The 17,122-nt window shown below is 64.5% G+C and carries 18 protein-coding genes; 7 read left to right on the forward strand and 11 right to left on the reverse strand.

The features are described 5' to 3' along the window. Positions 1-14 precede the first annotated feature (14 nt). The gene (locus FNL56_RS24000) at positions 15-449 is read right to left on the reverse strand and encodes a hypothetical protein (RefSeq protein ID WP_143575340.1); all 435 of its coding nucleotides are present in this window, start codon (positions 447-449) and stop codon (positions 15-17) included. Next, positions 446-778: a helix-turn-helix domain-containing protein gene (locus FNL56_RS24005; protein ID WP_143582415.1), complete on the reverse strand. Its 333-nt coding sequence runs from the start codon at positions 776-778 to the stop codon at positions 446-448. The genes FNL56_RS24000 and FNL56_RS24005 overlap by 4 nt, the downstream gene beginning before the upstream one ends. 98 nt (positions 779-876) lie before the next feature. Here FNL56_RS24005 and FNL56_RS24010 point away from each other — a divergent pair, with 98 nt between their 5' ends. The 5 genes from FNL56_RS24010 (at position 877) to FNL56_RS24030 (ending at position 7,915) form a co-directional block, all read left to right on the forward strand. Further along, complete coding sequence (locus FNL56_RS24010) at positions 877-1,212, forward strand: hypothetical protein (protein ID WP_143575342.1); 336 nt, start codon at positions 877-879, stop codon at positions 1,210-1,212. 113 nt (positions 1,213-1,325) lie between these two features. After that, positions 1,326-1,976, forward strand: coding sequence for a TerC family protein (locus FNL56_RS24015; protein WP_143575343.1), 651 nt, complete (start codon positions 1,326-1,328; stop codon positions 1,974-1,976). An 86-nt stretch (positions 1,977-2,062) separates the two neighbouring features. Further along, a complete protein-coding gene (locus tag FNL56_RS24020; RefSeq protein ID WP_143575344.1) occupies positions 2,063-3,565 on the forward strand; it encodes a sigma-54-dependent transcriptional regulator in 1,503 nt (500 codons plus the stop codon). Positions 3,566-3,865: 300 nt separating this feature from the next. After that, positions 3,866-6,004 carry a L,D-transpeptidase family protein gene (locus FNL56_RS24025; RefSeq protein WP_143575345.1) on the forward strand — a complete coding sequence of 713 codons (2,139 nt, stop codon included), beginning with the start codon at positions 3,866-3,868 and terminating at the stop codon, positions 6,002-6,004. A 261-nt stretch (positions 6,005-6,265) separates the two neighbouring features. Next, positions 6,266-7,915 carry a DUF882 domain-containing protein gene (locus tag FNL56_RS24030; protein WP_246660775.1) on the forward strand — a complete coding sequence of 550 codons (1,650 nt, stop codon included), beginning with the start codon at positions 6,266-6,268 and terminating at the stop codon, positions 7,913-7,915. Positions 7,916-8,139: 224 nt separating this feature from the next. Here FNL56_RS24030 and FNL56_RS24035 read toward each other — a convergent pair whose 3' ends face one another. Beyond that, complete coding sequence (locus FNL56_RS24035; RefSeq protein ID WP_143575346.1) at positions 8,140-8,415, reverse strand: DUF2312 domain-containing protein; 276 nt, start codon at positions 8,413-8,415, stop codon at positions 8,140-8,142. A 179-nt stretch (positions 8,416-8,594) separates the two neighbouring features. Then, positions 8,595-8,900, reverse strand: a complete 306-nt coding sequence (locus FNL56_RS24040; RefSeq protein ID WP_143575347.1) for a DUF1244 domain-containing protein — start codon at positions 8,898-8,900, stop codon at positions 8,595-8,597. A gap of 177 nt (positions 8,901-9,077) precedes the next feature. Here FNL56_RS24040 and FNL56_RS24045 point away from each other — a divergent pair, with 177 nt between their 5' ends. Continuing rightward, a complete protein-coding gene (locus FNL56_RS24045) occupies positions 9,078-9,671 on the forward strand; it encodes a DUF1036 domain-containing protein (protein ID WP_143575348.1) in 594 nt (197 codons plus the stop codon). A 167-nt stretch (positions 9,672-9,838) separates the two neighbouring features. On the opposite strand, the gene FNL56_RS24050 is transcribed toward FNL56_RS24045, so the two are convergent. From FNL56_RS24050 to FNL56_RS24060, 3 genes are all read right to left on the reverse strand, one after another. After that, positions 9,839-10,267: an OsmC family protein gene (locus FNL56_RS24050; protein ID WP_143575349.1), complete on the reverse strand. Its 429-nt coding sequence runs from the start codon at positions 10,265-10,267 to the stop codon at positions 9,839-9,841. Between the two features lie 40 nt (positions 10,268-10,307). Then, a complete protein-coding gene (locus FNL56_RS24055; RefSeq protein WP_143575350.1) occupies positions 10,308-11,270 on the reverse strand; it encodes an alpha/beta fold hydrolase in 963 nt (320 codons plus the stop codon). A gap of 72 nt (positions 11,271-11,342) precedes the next feature. Beyond that, positions 11,343-12,080 carry a DUF3750 domain-containing protein gene (locus FNL56_RS24060; RefSeq protein ID WP_246660776.1) on the reverse strand — a complete coding sequence of 246 codons (738 nt, stop codon included), beginning with the start codon at positions 12,078-12,080 and terminating at the stop codon, positions 11,343-11,345. A 149-nt stretch (positions 12,081-12,229) separates the two neighbouring features. On the opposite strand from FNL56_RS24060, the gene FNL56_RS27895 reads away from it, so the two are divergent. Next, positions 12,230-12,406: a hypothetical protein gene (locus tag FNL56_RS27895; protein WP_168203017.1), complete on the forward strand. Its 177-nt coding sequence runs from the start codon at positions 12,230-12,232 to the stop codon at positions 12,404-12,406. Between the two features lie 54 nt (positions 12,407-12,460). On the opposite strand, the gene FNL56_RS24065 is transcribed toward FNL56_RS27895, so the two are convergent. The 4 genes from FNL56_RS24065 to FNL56_RS24080 all read right to left on the reverse strand — a co-directional run bounded on the left by FNL56_RS24065 (position 12,461) and on the right by FNL56_RS24080 (position 17,107). Next, on the reverse strand, positions 12,461-14,878 hold the full coding sequence (locus FNL56_RS24065; RefSeq protein ID WP_143575351.1) for a mechanosensitive ion channel family protein: 2,418 nt from the start codon (positions 14,876-14,878) through the stop codon (positions 12,461-12,463). 149 nt (positions 14,879-15,027) lie between these two features. Continuing rightward, positions 15,028-15,672, reverse strand: coding sequence for a tetratricopeptide repeat protein (locus FNL56_RS24070; protein WP_143582416.1), 645 nt, complete (start codon positions 15,670-15,672; stop codon positions 15,028-15,030). A gap of 113 nt (positions 15,673-15,785) precedes the next feature. Then, positions 15,786-15,911 carry a type B 50S ribosomal protein L36 gene (gene ykgO / locus FNL56_RS24075; protein ID WP_143575353.1) on the reverse strand — a complete coding sequence of 42 codons (126 nt, stop codon included), beginning with the start codon at positions 15,909-15,911 and terminating at the stop codon, positions 15,786-15,788. A 224-nt stretch (positions 15,912-16,135) separates the two neighbouring features. Then, positions 16,136-17,107: a tripartite tricarboxylate transporter substrate binding protein gene (locus tag FNL56_RS24080; RefSeq protein ID WP_143575354.1), complete on the reverse strand. Its 972-nt coding sequence runs from the start codon at positions 17,105-17,107 to the stop codon at positions 16,136-16,138. Positions 17,108-17,122: the final 15 nt, after the last annotated feature.

Consider the following 17,122-nt stretch of genomic DNA (forward strand, 5'->3'; position numbering starts at 1 on the left):
GTTTGGCATCGTCGTCACACGAAGGCGGTCAATTGCGGCGTCAACTGCGCCAGCAATTCCTCGCTTTCGCCGAGCAAGGGCTCGACGCGATCGTGGATCGCAGCGCGAATCGTACACCACACCACAACGACGCGCCCCACAAGTGACCAGCGCGTGATGCGCAGCGCGGATCTGGCGTGCATCGCCACCAGCAGCAGGCTGCGGTGCTCGAACAGCAGCCGGCCATTGCCGTCCTCCAGGATGTAGCGTCCGCCGACCCGCGACACACAGAGTTCGCAGGCCTGGTCGGGGCGCGGTGCCAGGAGATACAGCTGCGCGTCGCCCATTTCGGTGAGGCCGGTGTCCCACTCGCCGTCACGCAGGCGGCCTAGCGCGCCTTCGACGACGTTCAATTCGGCCTCGCTCCAGGCCCCGGCGATGGATGGGCGCTCAAAGGGGATGACGGTCATTTTTCTGATGTCCCGAACAGCAGCCGATGCAGTTCCGGCTCGTAATTAATCAGCAGGTGTTTGGCGAAGGCGGCGGGCTCGAGCCCCAGATGCATCGCCCAGGCCTGCATCAGGTCGGTCGGAACCCGGCTGAAGCCGTTCTCCACCTGCGAGATGAAGGTATAATATTTGAGGGCGAGCCGGGCCGCGAGATCGACCTGCGACAGGCCGGCCTCGGCGCGCTTCTGCTTGAGCCAGTCGCCGGCCTGCTTGCGCAGCATCCTGGCTTCCGGAACCGGCTTGGCCGGCTCGGCCGCGGCAAACTTCGCTTGCTTCTTACGTAGTTTCATGATTACGAAACTATCCAGTTTGAATTGATCCAACCGACGACTAGTCGTAGCATGATCGGCGTGCTGCGTGAACGCCGCCGGACGCGACGAGATGCAGCATGGCCTTCCTGGACCGCAGCCCCCTCGCAGATCCACCGGTCGCTTCGACCGGACGGCCGATGCAGCTTTTCGCGGCGGTTCTGCTGGTCACACTGATGGCGGCGCTGGCGTTGCGCGCGATGCTGCCGCTCGACGCCTTGGCACCGGCCGTAGCCACGCTGCTGTTTGCGATCGCCGCCACGACGGCTGGTATCACCATGCTTTGCCGGCGCGATGTTCGTCCCCTGTGGTACGATGTAGCAGGCGTGCTGACCTTTGTTGGCGTCGCCATCACACTTCTGATAGAGCCTGAGCAGATAGTCCGGCTTGTTTGCTTTTCGGAGCAACCCGACTAACCACCATCCCGCCAACGCGACGCGTTGCGCCTATCACGTCCAGGCCCGGGCCCCTCTGGCAGTTCATACGAGCTGTGATGTCGGACTGGACGTTTCAAAACGGAGCGGCCCCAATGACTGAACTTTTTTCCTCTGATGCATTAGCGGCGCTGTTGCAGGTCATCATGATCGACCTCGTGCTGGCCGGCGACAACGCGATTGTGATCGGCCTCGCCGCCGCCGGCCTGCCCAAGGAGCAGCGCGGCCGTGCGATCCTGATCGGCATCATCGCCGCCACCGTGCTCCGCATCGGTTTCGCCAGCGTCACGGTGCAACTCCTGCAGATCATCGGCCTGCTGCTCGCCGGCGGCGTGCTGCTGCTGTGGGTGTGCTGGAAGATGTGGCGCGAGCTGCGAGCCGGCCACGAGCACGACATCGACGCGTTGGACAACCAGCTCAATGCCGACGGCACGCCGACCGGTCCGCGCAAGACGCTCGGCCAGGCGATCTGGCAGATCACGCTGGCCGACGTCTCGATGTCGCTGGACAACGTGCTCGCCGTGGCCGGTGCCGCGCGCGACCACCCCAACGTCCTGATCTTCGGCCTCGTGCTGTCGATCGCCTTGATGGGCCTCGCCGCCAGCTTCATCGCCAAGCTGCTGCAGAACCATCGCTGGATCGCCTATGTCGGCCTCGCCATCATTCTTTATGTGGCCGGCGACATGATCTATCGCGGTGCGCTCGAAGTGTGGCCCCACGCCACAGCGAGCCTTTCGGCCCGCTGACCGGCGACGTCGCAACGTTATGAAAGCTTTAAGGCTTTCATCGCCATGGTGCTCCAATTCGGGACAATTCCCGCTTTGGAGTATCTATGGCCGAACGTATCCTCGTCGCCGATGATGACGCCGTGCAGCGGCGTCTTGTCGAGAACATGGTGCAGCGCTGCGGTTACGACGTCGTCGTGGTCGATTCCGGCGACGCTGCCATGGCGCGGCTGACCGACAGCGACGCGCCCGCGATCGACGCCGTGGTGCTCGATCTGGTGATGCCCGGCCTCGACGGCATGGGCGTCCTGACCAAGATCCGCGACGCCGGCCTGAACGTTCCCGTCATCGTGCAGACGGCGCATGGCGGCATCGACAATGTGGTGTCGGCGATGCGCGCCGGCGCGCATGATTTCGTGGTCAAGCCGGTCGGCGTCGAGCGGCTGCAGGTGTCGTTGCGCAACGCACTCAACGCCAGTGCGCTGAAGGGCGAATTGCAGCGCATCAAGCACAGCCGCGAAGGCCGGTTGACGTTCCGGGACATCATTACCCGCTCGGCCGCCATGGACGCGGTGCTGCGCACCTCGCGCAAGGCGGCCAGCTCCACCATTCCGGTGCTGATCGAAGGCGAATCCGGCGTCGGCAAGGAACTGTTCGCGCGCGCCATCCATGGCTCCGGCGAGCGCAGCAGCAAGCCGTTCGTCGCGGTCAATTGCGGCGCGATCCCCGACAACCTCGTCGAGTCCATCCTGTTCGGCCATGAGAAGGGCTCGTTCACCGGCGCTACCGAACGCCACCTCGGCAAGTTCGTCGAGGCCTCCGGCGGCACGCTGTTTCTCGACGAGGTCAGCGAGCTGCCGCTCGCCGCGCAGGTCAAGCTGCTGCGCGCGTTGCAGGAAGGCTCGGTGGAAGCCGTCGGCGGTCGCCGGCCGGTCAAGGTCGACGTCCGCATCATCTCGGCAACCAACCGCAAGCTGCTCGATCGCGTCAAGGGCGGCCATTTTCGCGAGGACCTGTTCTACCGCCTGCACGTTTTGCCGGTCACGATCCCGCCGCTGCGCGCGCGCCGCGAGGACATCCCGCATCTGCTGCGGCATTTCCTCGCCCGCTTCTGCGCCGAGGAAAACCGCCACATCACCGGCATCTCCGGCGAGGCGATGACCCGGCTGGCGCAACTGGAATGGCCCGGCAACATCCGCCAGCTTGAGAATGTGATCTACCGCGCCGTGGTGATGAGCGAAGGCGACCAGCTCGGCCTCGACGATTTTCCGCATGCCGCGGCCCACGCCCCCTCGATCGCAGAACAGCCAAGCGAGGCGCTGCTGATGGAGCCGGCTTTCACCTCCGCGCCTGCGATTGCGCCAGGTGGCGAGACGACGCCCTTCCCGCCGTGGCCGGCTGGCAGCCTGGGCATGCTGACGCAATCGGGCGAGGTTCGCCCGCTGGAGGAGATCGAGTCCGAGATCATTCGCTTTGCGATTGCGCATTACCGCGGCCAGATGTCGGAAGTCGCACGCCGGCTCAAGATCGGCCGCTCGACCTTATACCGCAAGCTCGACGAAGCGGCCGCGAAGGAGGCCGCGAGTCTCGAATCGGAAGGAACTGACTGACGCGCCGCAGCTGCACGATGGAGCATGGACGGCGCCGCAACGGGAACCAAAACCGTGGCGGCGCAGTGACACAGCGACCAAAAGCGCCCGTCAAAACGGCGTAATTCGTTGCAAAAGAGACGTATTGAAGTCAGTTTGTTGCTAGCACCTTGAACAGCCCCGGTCGCTCGTACCGGGCGTGTATCGTCTGCGTGGGAATCGTGGCGTGCGGACTGATAGCGCGGGCGCTTCAGCAGAATTCGATGAATCAGACGACCGATGCTGGTCCATGCCGGGCAGCTTCAGCCAAGAGGTACGAGAATGCGTGACTACTCGAATCGCCGCTCCGGATTTGACCGCGTCTTGATGGCGGTCGCCGCGACGTTCCTGACAGTCTCCGCCGGCGCCGCTTTCGCGCAGTCTCCCTCGCCGCGCGACAGCGTGTCCGAGCTCGCCATCGACGCCGCCGTGCCGAAGCCCGAACCCGTCGATATCGCGCCGCCGACCGCGAGCGACTTCAAGGCCGACCCCACCGCGTCTGTACCTGACGCAGCGAAAGCTCTGGACACCACCGTCGGCGCGACTTCGCCCGACATGCTTAAGCCAGCCGACACGGCGGTCGCGCCGACACCGGCCGCATCGCCCGCCCCGGTCACGGCGACAACCCCTGCCGCGGTGCCGGCTGCCGAACCCGTCAAGGAACAGGCCAGGGACGTCACCACGCCCGCGACCACCGTCGCCGCCTCCGAACAGCCGGTCGCCGAGAAGCTTCGCGAACTGCTCGGCGCCAAAGCCTCGAAGCTGTTCGACCGCAAGGGCGAGCGCGCCGCGGTCGAGAAGTTCTATACCGCGCGCAACTATGCGCCGCTGTGGACCCAGAACGGCATGCCGACCGCGACCGCCAAAAGCGTGATGGCGCGCCTCAAGGACGCCGGCTCCGACGGCCTCAACGCGGCCGATTACCCGGCCCCTGATTTCACCCTTGCCAACACGCCGGACTCGCTGGCCGAGGCCGAGCTGAAGCTCACCGCCAACATGCTGGATTATGCCCGCCAGGCGCAGAGCGGCCGCATGCACTGGTCGCAGATTTCCGGCGATATTGCCTTCCCCGAACACCCTGTCGATCCGGCCGAGGTGCTGGCCAACGTTTCCACCGCGAAGGACGCCTCCGCGGCGCTGGCCGGCTACAACCCGCCCCACAAGGCCTATCGCGAACTGAAGAAAAAGCTGGCCGAACTGCGCGGCGAAACCGGCCTGCCCGTGCAGCCGGTGGCCGAAGGCCCGGCGCTGAAATTCGTCAAGCCGACCAAGAAGCAGAGCGTGGCGGTGATGGAAGATCCGCGCGTGCCGCAGCTTCGCGCCCGGCTCAATGTCGAGAATCCCGACGACACCAAGTATGACGCCGCGGTCGCCGACGCCGTGCGCAAGTTTCAGGCGAGCAGCGACCTGAAGGTCACCGGCGTGCTGGATGACGCCACCGTGCGCGCCATGAACACGCCGAAGCGCGACCGTCACATCGACACGCTGATCGTCAACATGGAGCGCTGGCGCTGGCTGCCGCGCCAGCTCGGCGCGCCGGCGGCCGGCAACGCCTATGTGATGCTCAACATTCCCGACTTCACGCTGAAGGTGATGCATAACGACCAGCAGGCCTGGACCACGCGCGTCGTGGTCGGCAAGGTCGGCAACCACGCGACGCCCCTGATGGTCGAGACGATGAAGTACATCACCGTCAACCCGACCTGGAACGTGCCGCCCTCGATCATCTACAACGAATACCTGCCGGCTCTGCAGCAGGACCCCACCGTGCTCGACCGCATGGGCCTGAAGCTGACGCGTAACCGCGACGGCAGCATTCACATCGCGCAGCCGCCCGGCGAGGCCAATGCGCTCGGCCGCATCCGTTTCAACTTCCCGAACAAGTTCCTCGTCTATCAGCACGACACCCCGGACAAGAACCTGTTCTCGCGCGATGTCCGCGCCTTCAGCCACGGCTGCATGCGCGTGCAGAACCCGGACCAGTATGCCGCGGTGCTGCTGAACATCACGATGCCGAATGAGCGTTACACGCCGGAGAAGATCCGCTCGATGTACGGCCGCAGCGAGATCGACCTTAAATTCCCGACGCCGATCCCGGTCAACATCACCTACCAGACCACCTGGGTCGACGACGCCGGCAAGCTGCAGACCCGCCCCGACATCTATGGCCGCGACGCCCAGATGCTGTCGATCCTGCGTAATTCCAAGGGCAAGGACCTCGAGAGCGTCGTCGCCAAGGCGCAGCCGAGCTATTCGCGTCCCCGCGCCGATATCCCGCAGGGCGTGGCGTTCAATGACAACGGCCGCAGCACCACGGCCAGCGCCGGCGGCGGCCTATCGTTCTTCGAGCGGCTGTTCGGCGAGCCCAGCCCGCCGCCGATGGCGCCGGGCCAGCGGCCACGCCGCACCGTCACCCGCTAAAACAGCCAATACTCTGTAACATCAAGGGCTTCGCAGGTTTGCGGAGCCCTTTTTGGTGACTACCCCCAGTACCAAAGTTAACCATTCTCCATCTGCCTTTCAGCAGCGGGCTAGTTTTTGCCATAGTCGAGGCATTAGGTTTGACGCTCTACTTGGGGGGATGGGTGTAAATCTCGATTAACCCTCCCTGTTTAAGACGTGTTCACGCTCTTCCGCCGCATGGGGTCGCGGGGAGTTCGACTGAACTGGGTGGGCTCATACGTGCTGGCTATCTTCGCACGCCGTTTCACATCGCTGCCGTCGCGCGCCGGCTTTCATGCCGGGTTGACGTCGGTTTTGCTGATGGCCGGGGCCGGTACGGTGCATGACGCCACCGCGCTGGGCGATAGCCGCACGCTATCCTTCCACCACACGCATTCCGGCGAAGACCTGACCGTCACGTTCAAGCGCAGTGGCCGCTACGACGAAGACGCGATGAAGAAGATCAACTACTTCCTCCGCGACTGGCGCAGCCAGGACCAGACCAACATGGACCGCCGGCTGTTCGACATCCTCTGGGAAGTCACCCGCGACGTCGATGCCAAACAGCCCATCCAGATTATTTCTGCCTACCGTTCCCCCACCACCAACGCGATGCTGCGCCGCCGCTCCTCCGGCGTGGCGCGTTCCAGCCAGCACATGCTAGGCCACGCGATGGATTTCTTCATTCCCGGCGTACCGCTGGAGCAGATCCGCAACGCCGGGCTTCGCCTGCAGCGCGGCGGCGTCGGCTTCTACCCGACCTCGGGCTCGCCCTTCGTGCATCTCGACACCGGCAGCATCCGGCACTGGCCGCGCCTGAACCACGACCAGCTGGCCCGGGTGTTCCCGAACGGCCGCACCGTGCACGTACCCTCCAATGGCCAGCCGCTGCCGGGCTATCAGCTCGCGATGGCCGATATCGAGAAGCGCGGCGATGGCGACGATGCTTCGTTGGCGAAGAACAAGCCCGGCCTGTTCACCTCGCTGTTCAAGGGCAAGGCGGGGAATGACGACGATGACGAGGGCGCAGCCCCCGCGATCGCTCCGACCAAGCCTTCTCAGGCCAGCCTGATGGCCGCGGCAGCGCCGGAGAAATCCGAACCCGTGCCGATGCCGCGCGCCAAGCCGGCCCGCACCGCGAGCTTCCAGGTCGCGTCAGCCGACATGCCGTCCTTGCCGACGCCGGGCCCCGCCCCCGCCCCGAAGATGGCGTCGGACGGCAACCCGCTGCCGCGACCGCCCGGCGACATCGCAGGCTCAAGGCCGCAGTCACCCGCCGACATCATCAATGCGCGCGGCTTCTGGGATGACATGCCGGCGGTGCCGAAGCAGGCGGCGCCGCAGCTCGTCGCCGCCCTCACCGCCCGCCAGGCGCTCGCCAACGCCGTCGATCCGCAGCCGGCCAACGTCGCCGCCGACAAGACGTCGATGTTCGAGAAGGCGATGGCCTATGCCCCCGCAGCGTCCGCGCCCGATCGCCCGCAGGTGGTGACCGCTTCCGCGCCGATGCCGCGCGGGATGCGGCCGACCTCGGTGGCGCGCAATCCGATGGCGGTCAACAACGTCACCACAGTAGTTGGCAAGAACACCCCGGCGCAGGGTCGCGTGGTATCGGTCTCGACCCGGCTGGCCGCCGCGGCGATTCCGGATGACAATGTCTGGATGCGCGCGATGATCGTAGCGCCGTCCGCAACCACCTCGATGTCCTCCACCGTGATGGGCGACAGCGACCTCACCGTTCTGCGCAGCCACTTCGTCAAGCCGCACAATGTCGTGGCGATGAGCTTCTCGGAAGATCCGCTGATGGGCCTGGTCTGCGAACGCTTCACCGGCTCGATTGCCGCCACGCTGACCACGACCGCCTTCATGCGAACGGCTGCGATGCGCTGAGGCGCGGGCGGCATTTATCAATCGACCCGGCTTGCTTCTTCCTTCTCCCCTTGCGGGAGAAGGTGGCCGCGCGATAGCTCGGTCGGATGAGCGGCGTTAGACTCGGTGTCCGCGGCTCCCCCTCCCCCGTCTCGAACCACTTCGCGGTTCGATCCACCCTCTCCCACCTAGCGAAGCTTCGCTTCGCGCGCGGGAGAGGGAAAGATCAAATCGTTGACGGCCGTTTACAGCATCCCCAGCGCTTGGAGATACGTATCCAGGATGGTCTCCTGCTCAGCGCGCTCGTTGGCGTCCTGCTTGCGCATGCGGATGATGGTGCGCAGCGCCTTCACGTCGTAGCCATTGCCCTTGGCTTCGCCATAGACGTCCTTGATGTCGTCCGAAATCGTCTTCTTTTCCTCTTCCAGCCGTTCGATACGCTCGACGATAGCCTTGAGCTGGTCCTTGGCGAAGGAATGGGTCGCCTGATCGTCCAGAACGGACGCTGCAGAGGTGGCCATGAAAACTCCTAAACTGATGTGGGAAGGCTGGAACAGGCGCCAATCGGGGCCCGTCGCTGGAGATGACACTTCATTGGTGAGGCGACTCAGGTCAAGCCGCCATCACCGACATCCACAGCACCCCCGGAATAATACGCGGTTAATGCCGTCTGAATCGCGATCCCGCTTGACCTCTCCCGTCAGTGCCCGATCGCGGCCTTCTTCATCGCTTCGAGCTGCTCGGCGCTGGCGGGCGCCTGGTGCAGCGCCTTCCACTCCTCATAGGGCATGCCGTACACCGCCTCGCGGCTATCGTCCTTGCTCAGCGGTACGCTCCGGGCGTCGGCGGCGTCCTTCATCCAGTTCGACAGGCAGTTGCGGCAGAAACCGGCCAGATTCATCAGGTCGATGTTCTGGACGTCGGTGCGATGGCGCAAATGTTCAACCAGGCGGCGGAACACCGCCGCCTCCAGTTCGGTCCTGGTCTTGTCGTCGATCTCTGCCATGCTGTGATCTCGCTCTTTGCGCCGCTGTCGGTTCAGGCTATCGGTCTAAGGTGGGCGCGGCCACAGAATTTGCCAGATGTCAGGGCATGACGCGACCATCACCATCGGGTTCTACCACCGTTGACAGTTGCGACGGGGTGAAGCGAAATCGGCAATGAAGTGATATAGCGTCGACCAATGACCATTGCAGATTTTGAGTACCGCCGCCCCGTGTCGAGACGCAGCCTGATCGCCGGCCTGCTGCCGGCGCTTGCGCTCGCCTGGATGGGCCTGTGGAGCAGCCCCGCCGCGGCGGACTTCCGGCTCTGCAACAACACGTCGAGCCGGGTCGGCATCGCGCTTGGCTATAAGGACGCCGAGGGCTGGACCACCGAGGGCTGGTGGAACGTGTCCTCGCGGGCCTGCGAGACGCTGCTGCGCGGCACGCTGGTGGCGCGGTTCTATTACATCTACGCGCTGGACTATGACCGCGGCGGCGAATGGTCGGGCCAGGCGTTCATGTGCTCGCGTGACAAGGAATTTACCATCAAGGGCACCGAAAACTGCCTGGCGCGCGGATTCGACCGCACCGGCTTCTTCGAGGTCGATACCGGCGAACAGCGCGCCTGGACCGTGCAGTTGACCGAGACCAATGAGAAGCAGCCGCCGCGGCTGCCCGGCGTGCCCGGACCGGTCGGGCCGCCCGGCCAGGGTTTTCCCGGCGTGCCCAATGCGCCGGGCGGCCCGCCGGGCACCGCGTTGCCGCCGGCAACGCCGGGGGCCAAGCCGTAGAGCCGCAGAACGGCAGTGCCGTAGCGCGGCACCGCCACAAACTCACTGTCGTCGCCCGGCTTGACCGGGCGATCCAGTAACAGGCGCGGCCGGTGACAAAGCCTGGACAGCGTCGATTACTGGATCACCCGCCTGCGCGGGTGACAACGAAGTGTTTGGCTACTGCCTCAGCTCACCAGCTTCGCATCCAGCGTAATATCCGCCTTCAGCAGCTTCGACACCGGACAGCCCGCCTTGGCCATCATCGCCAGTTCGTCGAACTTGGCCTGATCGGCGCCGGGCACCTTGGCGGACAGCGTCAGGTGCACCTTTTTGATGGCATAACCTTCGCCGTCTTTTTCGAGCGTCACGTCGGCCTTGGTCTCCATCGACTCCGCCGTGAGCTTGGCTTCGCCGAGGATCAGCGACAGCGCCATCGTGAAACAGGCAGCGTGGGCCGCACCGATCAGTTCCTCCGGATTGGAGCCGGGCTTGCCCTCGAACCGGCTGGCAAAGCCGTAGGGATAATCCGCCAGCGCGCCGCTCTTGGTCGAGATTGATCCGACGCCATCCTTGATGCCGCCCTTCCATTTGGCCGATCCGAAAGTCGTGCTCATGCAAATCTCCTGATGTGGTTGCGGTTCGATCGGGATAACGCTAGCGCGTCGCCGCCTTCGGTTTTATGTCAGCCGCCGAAATCATACTTTCGATCTCACGGCAGATCAGATCCGGAGCGGCGTCCTGCACCATATGCCCAACGTTCGGCAGCACGATCAGTTTCGCACCCGGAACGGCAGCGGCAAACCGCCGGGAATGGATGTCGGTCGAAACGATCGTGTCCGCGGATCCGGCGATAATGACGGTCGGCACCCGGATGTCACGGTAGCGCGGGGCTTGCTCGGCGACCGCCGGTTTCAGCCTCACCAGATCCCAGGCATTGGCGAGAAAATTGCGGGGTCGCAGCACCAGAGGCGTCGCTGTGTTCTCGATATAGTTCGCGGGCATGATCTGCGGCGCAAACACGGCCCGGCCACCGATATCGGTCATGAAATAACCGAGCGGCAGCGTGATCGTGCTAGCGAGCAGCGGTCCGATCACTTTCGTGGTAACCACCTCGTTGTAGGTGCCGACGCCGCCCGGCCACGGGTACGTTACCCCGGCCAGCATCACCAGGCCCTCGATGCGATGCGGATGATCCAGCGCGAGCAGCGCTCCGAGCGCGCCGGCCAGCGAGTGCACCACGACGATGGCGCGATCGACGCCGATCTTGCCGAGCGCTTCATCGATCATTCTGGCCTGCATCGCGGGCGATGAGTTGCTGAGTTCGTCACGCGTGCTCCAGCCGAAACCGGGCCGGTCGATCAGGATCACGCGGTGGTCCTTCGCAAGTCGGTTGCCGAGCGGCAGCCGCATCGTTTCCAGGCTGGAGGTGGCGCCGTGGATCAGCACGATCGGCGGCCCCTTCGCGTCTTGCGGGCCGATCTCGACGGCATGCAGCCGTCCGCCCGCCACATCGACAAAGCGGCCCTGCGCCGGATATTTGCGTTCGAAAAAATAGACGCCGGCCTGCGTGACCAGCGCCAGCACGGCCAGCGTGGCCACCACAGTCAGAGTGATCATGAGAGTTTTCCGGGGGAGTTTGCGCACCCCTCAACTACGCCGCAGAGCTGATTGGGTTTCGTCTGCCGCCGCTCATGCGCTGAGACCGAGTCGGCCGATGCCCGGCAGCTTGATCGCCGGGCGTCGAAGATCGAGGCCGAATACCGCGCCAAGGAGATTGAGCTCCAGCCCTTCCACCCAGCCGACCGTGAGGCCGAGATAGCCGCCCAGCGTCGCCCGCACGCCGGTGCCCGACGGGGTCCAGCCGAACGCCTCGCCGTTCCACGGATAGTCCTTGCCGATCGCAGTCGGCGGCAGGCTGACACGCAATTCCGGCACGGCGGCGATCACCGCGGCAACGAAGGTGTTGGAATTCGGCCCCGGCCACGCGCGATAGTCGCCGTAGGCCCGCCAGGAATACTGGGCGATCGCCGCCTGTATCTTCGGAATCATGGCGGCTGCGGCATCGCCCTCGGCCGCAGCAATCGCCATCGGTTCGTCGCCGAACCAGCGGCCGTCGGCGGCAAAGCCGTTGACGCGGATCGGCTCGCCCCAGGCCGTGTAGTCATAGCGGGTGTAGCGCGACGCGCCCTTTTCCTTGAATACGATCCAGCTGTGCACAGCAAAGATGCCGCGCCAGCGCACCGTGCGGGCGGCAAAGACACGGACCAGCGCCTCCGGATGGGCCGATGGTTGCGGCAGCAGCCCCGCGCTGGAACGGTCGGCGCTCTGCCAGTTCACCGAGCGGTCGCCGAACCAATAATATTTTGCCGCCGACACGCCGAGCGGAATGACAAGCAGAGCCAGCAGTACAATCACGAATTTTCTCACCGAAGCAGTCCGTATGGATTGATCGGGCTGATATAGGCGCGATTTGCGGCTGCGCCATCTGGCGCGCTGAATGCAGCGCCATTCATCGCCGTCCGGAACAGCTACGCTGCTTCGAAGTTAGCGAAACGACGAGCAACCGGAGCACTTCCATGTCCGAACCGACCGAGGCCGCTATCGATCACATTATCGCCAGCTGCGATGGAGATCTGCGCGGCGCGCTGAAGGCACTTCTGATCGTCAACGAGCAGCTCGAAGCCCAACTGCAGCAGATGTATGCGCGCGCCGCGCACGGCTCGGCGCATCCCGGAAATTCGGCGTTGCACTGAGCCAACTGTAAGGAGCGGCAGTAATGCCGCTTCAGGAAGGCGGCGGGTGATAGTTCAACCCGCCCGTCCCGCCAGCTGGCGTGCTGGCGTCGCTTCGGGGGCGGCGTCGATGTCGTCCGACGGTGACGGAACCTGCATCAGGATGGTCTGGCCGGGGGTTGCAATCTGGATTCCGGCTTCCTGGAATGTTTGTTTCATGCGGCGATTGAACTCACGTTGCACCGACCAGCGCCCAGAATCCGTGCAGCGGATCTGGCCGACCAGCGTCGCCATGGCGCCATCGACCTTGTCGACACCCCACAATTCCAGGTCGCTGCGCATCAGCGGCTTGAACTCGGATTCACGGCGCATCTGCAGCGCGATGTCCTTGAGTATCTGGCCGGCGCGGTCGGTATCTTCCTTGTAGGCCACGTTGACGCTGACGGCGGCATTGCCGGCGCCACGGCTGGCATTGGTGATGGTCGTCACCGCGCTGAACGGAATGATGTGCACGGCGCCATCGCCGGCGCGCAGCCGGATGGTGCGGATCGAAACATTCTCGACCACGCCGGAGAGGCCGGACACGGTGACGGTGTCGCCGACCTGCACGGTGTTCTCCAGCAACAGGAACAGCCCGGTGATGACGTCCTGCACCAGTTTCTGCGAACCGAAGCCGATCGCGATACCGAGAATGCCGGCGCCGGCCAGTAATGGTGCCACGTTGACGCCGATCTCACTCAGCGCCGTCAGGGCGACGACCGCCAGGATTACGCAGAGCAGCGTCGTTCGCAGCATCGGCTGAAAGGTCCGCAGCCGGGCCGCGCGGGCGAAATGCGAATTCCGCGTCAGCAAAGTGAGTTGCCGGTCCATCAGCGCATTACTGCCTTCCCAGATCGCGGCCGCCACCAATGCTGCAATGCCGACCGTGGCCACCGCGGAGACGACGCGACCGCCGATCTGTCCGCCGTAGAACCACACCAGCGCATTGACGCCCCAGACCTCAAGCAACGCGATGAAGCCGACTACGCCGATGACGATGCCGACGACACGGCGCAGCAGCGGCAAATAGCGGTTGGCCCGCGTCTCCAGTCCCGGAAAGCGCTGCAGGATGTCCGGCTTGATGCGGAAACCACGGTCGATCAGGCTGAGCACGACCATCGAGGCCAGCCGCGTCAGCAGCGCCACGACAATGGTGCCGACGAAATACTGCAGCATCAGCGCATAGCCGTTTCGAATGCTCAGCGCCCATACGGCCCACAGCGCCATCACCACGGCGATCGCCAGCACGTGCCACAGGCTGGCGAAGCGATTGCGGATCAGGCTGGGAATGCCGGTCGCCCCCGATGGCGCGCGGATCGCCTTGGCGACAGGGCGGCGGCATTGCAGGATGACGACGACCACCAGCAGATGCACCGCCAGCATCACCAGCCGGATGATCGCCAGATAGCCGCCGCGGTACAGGCCGAGCAGCAGCGCGACATTGGCAAAAGCGATGCCGGTGACGCCGAGCGCGACGATGCGGCGCGTCCAGATCTCGATATAGGCCGCGGTCTCCTCGCGCATCGTGAACAGGCTGAGCGGGCCGAACAGGGCGCGGACCATGCAGACGAACACACGGGCGAACACATAGGCGTTGACGATCGCCAGGATCGCCAGACGCGTTACGCCGGCGTCGCCAATCTCGGTGCCGAGGATCAGCGTGGAAGTACCGGCAAACACCACCACAGGCAGCAATTCGAGCAGCAGGCGCCCGAGCACAAAGGGCAGCCGCACCAGCGATTGCCATGCCCGGGTCAGGCTGCGATGGCGACGGTGCAGATCAGGCACCTCGGAAAGGTCGGCGGTGGAGGATGGCGGATCGATCCGCTCGATTACCCGCGCAGGCGCGCGGGCGGAATAAGGAATACGCCGCTCCAGCGCGGCCAGCGGCCGTTGCAGCAGGCGATGCCCCAGCCACTCGAGCGCGAGTGCCACGCCGAAGATCAGCGCCAGCTTCCAGGCGATATCGATCAGGAGATTATAAGTAGCAGGATCCTCCGCGGTGCGCTGCAGCCAGTGCCACAGCACCGGGAAGCGCACGACCGAGCGAACGGCATCCGCAATGTCGCGACCGGTTTCCGTGATCTGTTGCGACACCGTCAGCAGCAACTGGGCGACCAGGCTGTCGTCGGCCAAGGGGATCGCCGGCTTGGCTTCGGGTTTGGCTTCGTTGCTGTCCGCAGGCTTGGCATCGGCAGGCTTGGCATCCGAAGCCTTGGCACCCGAAGCCTTGGCACCCGGCGCCGTCTGCGCGATGGCGCGCAGCGTCTCGATCATCTGGTTGCGCTTGCCGTCGTCCTGCAGCGTCTCCAGCGCCCGGCTGGCCTGCTCCGGCGTCAACGTCGATGCTGCGGGAGCGGCGGCTTTGGCGGCAGGCGCCGCCTGCTGGGCAGAAACCGGAGCTATCGACAACAGGCAGGCGAACACGACGATGGAGACGGCTTTGAGCAGCATGAAATCCCTTCCAGATCACCAGGCTGTTTCCCAGCCTTGCGTGTCAGAAGTTTGCCGGTCCGAGCGTCCGAGGTCGTTTTTATTGCAATGCGGGATAGATTTGGATGCCCCGAAACGACTATCGGGATACCGACCAAATGGTCGAAGCCTCAAATATCGCGGCCTTCGACCTTTTCGGTAAGGGTCTTGACCAGATCCGGCACTTTTTCCAGCCGCGGATTGACGGCCAGCGCCTTGCGGAACGCGTCCAGCGCGCGCTTATCGTCGCCGAGTTCCTGCATGATCATGCCGAGCCCGGCCAGCGCCCCGAAATGCCTGGGTTCGCGTACCAGCACCTGCTCGATGTCCTGCAGGGATTGGGTGTAGTCGTTCTGCAGATAATAGATCGTGGCGCGGCGGTTCCAGCCCTCGATGTAATCCGGGCGGAGTTTGACCACGGCGGTCAAGAGCTTCAGCGCGACATCGACCTGCTTGGCCTCCATCGCGGTCTTGGCGCGGGACATCAGCAAAGCGGTGGTGTCGCTGGAGGTCTGGCTCCACTGCGCCCAGATCCGGGCCTCGACATGCCTGGCGCTGGCGTCATCCGGCGCCACTTTCAGCGCGCCAAACAGGAAATCCAGCCCGCGGGTCTTGTCGGCGCCGACTTTGGGCAGCTTGGCGGGCGGTTCGGGCAGCTTTTTCTGCGAATCGGGCGGCGGCACGCTGCGCTCGCGGATCTGTGCCTGGACGGGCGCAGCAGCAAGCAGCGCGGTGAGCAGAATTTCAAAAACGACGGTCAGGACTCGAGGTGCCATCCGCAAAGTGTAGACGCGAAAAAACGCGCTGCAAAGCAGCAGCGCGTCACACAGCCGTGATATCGGAGTATTTCGCGCGATCGAGAGCCGATCAGCGCGGAATCAGTCGCGGATCAACCCTGGCGGGCCTTGAAACGACGCTGCACCTTGTTGATCACGTAGACGCGGCCCTTGCGACGGACCAGAACGTTGTCGCGATGACGGGCGCGGAGCGACTTCAGCGAGTTACGGACTTTCATGGGTCTGGTCCTGAATTCTTGAAAGGCCGTACGCGACAGGCCGAAAGTGTGCAAAATGGGATCAGCCCCGACGACGGCAAGCCGCCCGGGACGCGCGGTTTCTAGGCCATTGCAGGGTCAATTGTCAATCCGAAGCAGAGGCGTCGGACCGCCAGAGCGGCTATATCCGGCGCCATTTCGCGTGGGACGCAAATTACTGCGGTCGTGGCTCTGCGTCGGGAAGGTCATTCTTGGGGGACATTGGCGGCACGTGCCACCGCGTTCCACTTTTTAATCTCCGAATCGACGAAGCCGGCAAACTCGGTTCCGGTCAACTTGCCGGGCTCGACACCTTGAGTCGCGAATTTCTCTCGGATCGCCGGCGTCACCAGAATTTCTTGCATCGCCCGCACCAGTCTGAGATAGGCCGGATTGCCCTCCGCCCTGGGCATATAGAGCCCGAACCAGGCGGTGGCCTCAAAGCCCTTCACGCCCGCCTCGTCCAAGGTCGGCACATCGGGCAATGCGGCCGCGCGCTGCAGGCTGGTCACCGCCAGTACCCGAATGGTGCCGCCTTCCGCAGCGGGCAGCACGGTCGGCAGGGTGTCGAACATGATGGGAATGTGCCCGCCGATCAGGTCATTCATCGCTGGCGCCGCCCCCTTGTAGGGAATGTGCTCGATCTTGATGTCGGCCATCTGCTTGAACAATTCGCCGGACAGGTGATTGGCGCCGCCAATGCCGCTGGAGCCGAACGACAGCTTGCCCGGTTCGCGCTTCGCCATCGCGATCAATTCGGCGACGCTGCGCGCTGGAAAATCCTTCGACACCACCAGTGCGTTGGGCGCTGTGGCGACCACCGCAATCGGCGAGAAGTCTTTTTGCGTATCATAGGGCAGATTGCGGCGCAGGCTGGGGTTGATGACGTGATGCGTCGCCGTGAGTAACAGCACGCTGCCGTCGGCCGGCGATTTCGCCACCGCCTCGGAGCCGATCGTGCCCGAAGCGCCGGCCCGGTTCTCGATGACGGCTATGACGCCGAGCTTGTCGCCGAGATACTGGCCGACGAAGCGCGCCAGGATGTCGGTGGTGCCGCCGGCCGGAAACGGCACAATGATCCGGACCTGTCCGGCCGGAACACCCTGCGCCCGTGCGCCGGCGACGCCGCCGCACGCGAGCAATAGACACGAAAACGCCAGCCCTGCGAGCTTCTCCATTTCGATCCCTGTCTT

This window comes from Tardiphaga sp. vice304 (genome assembly GCF_007018905.1).
GTDB lineage: Bacteria > Pseudomonadota > Alphaproteobacteria > Rhizobiales > Xanthobacteraceae > Tardiphaga.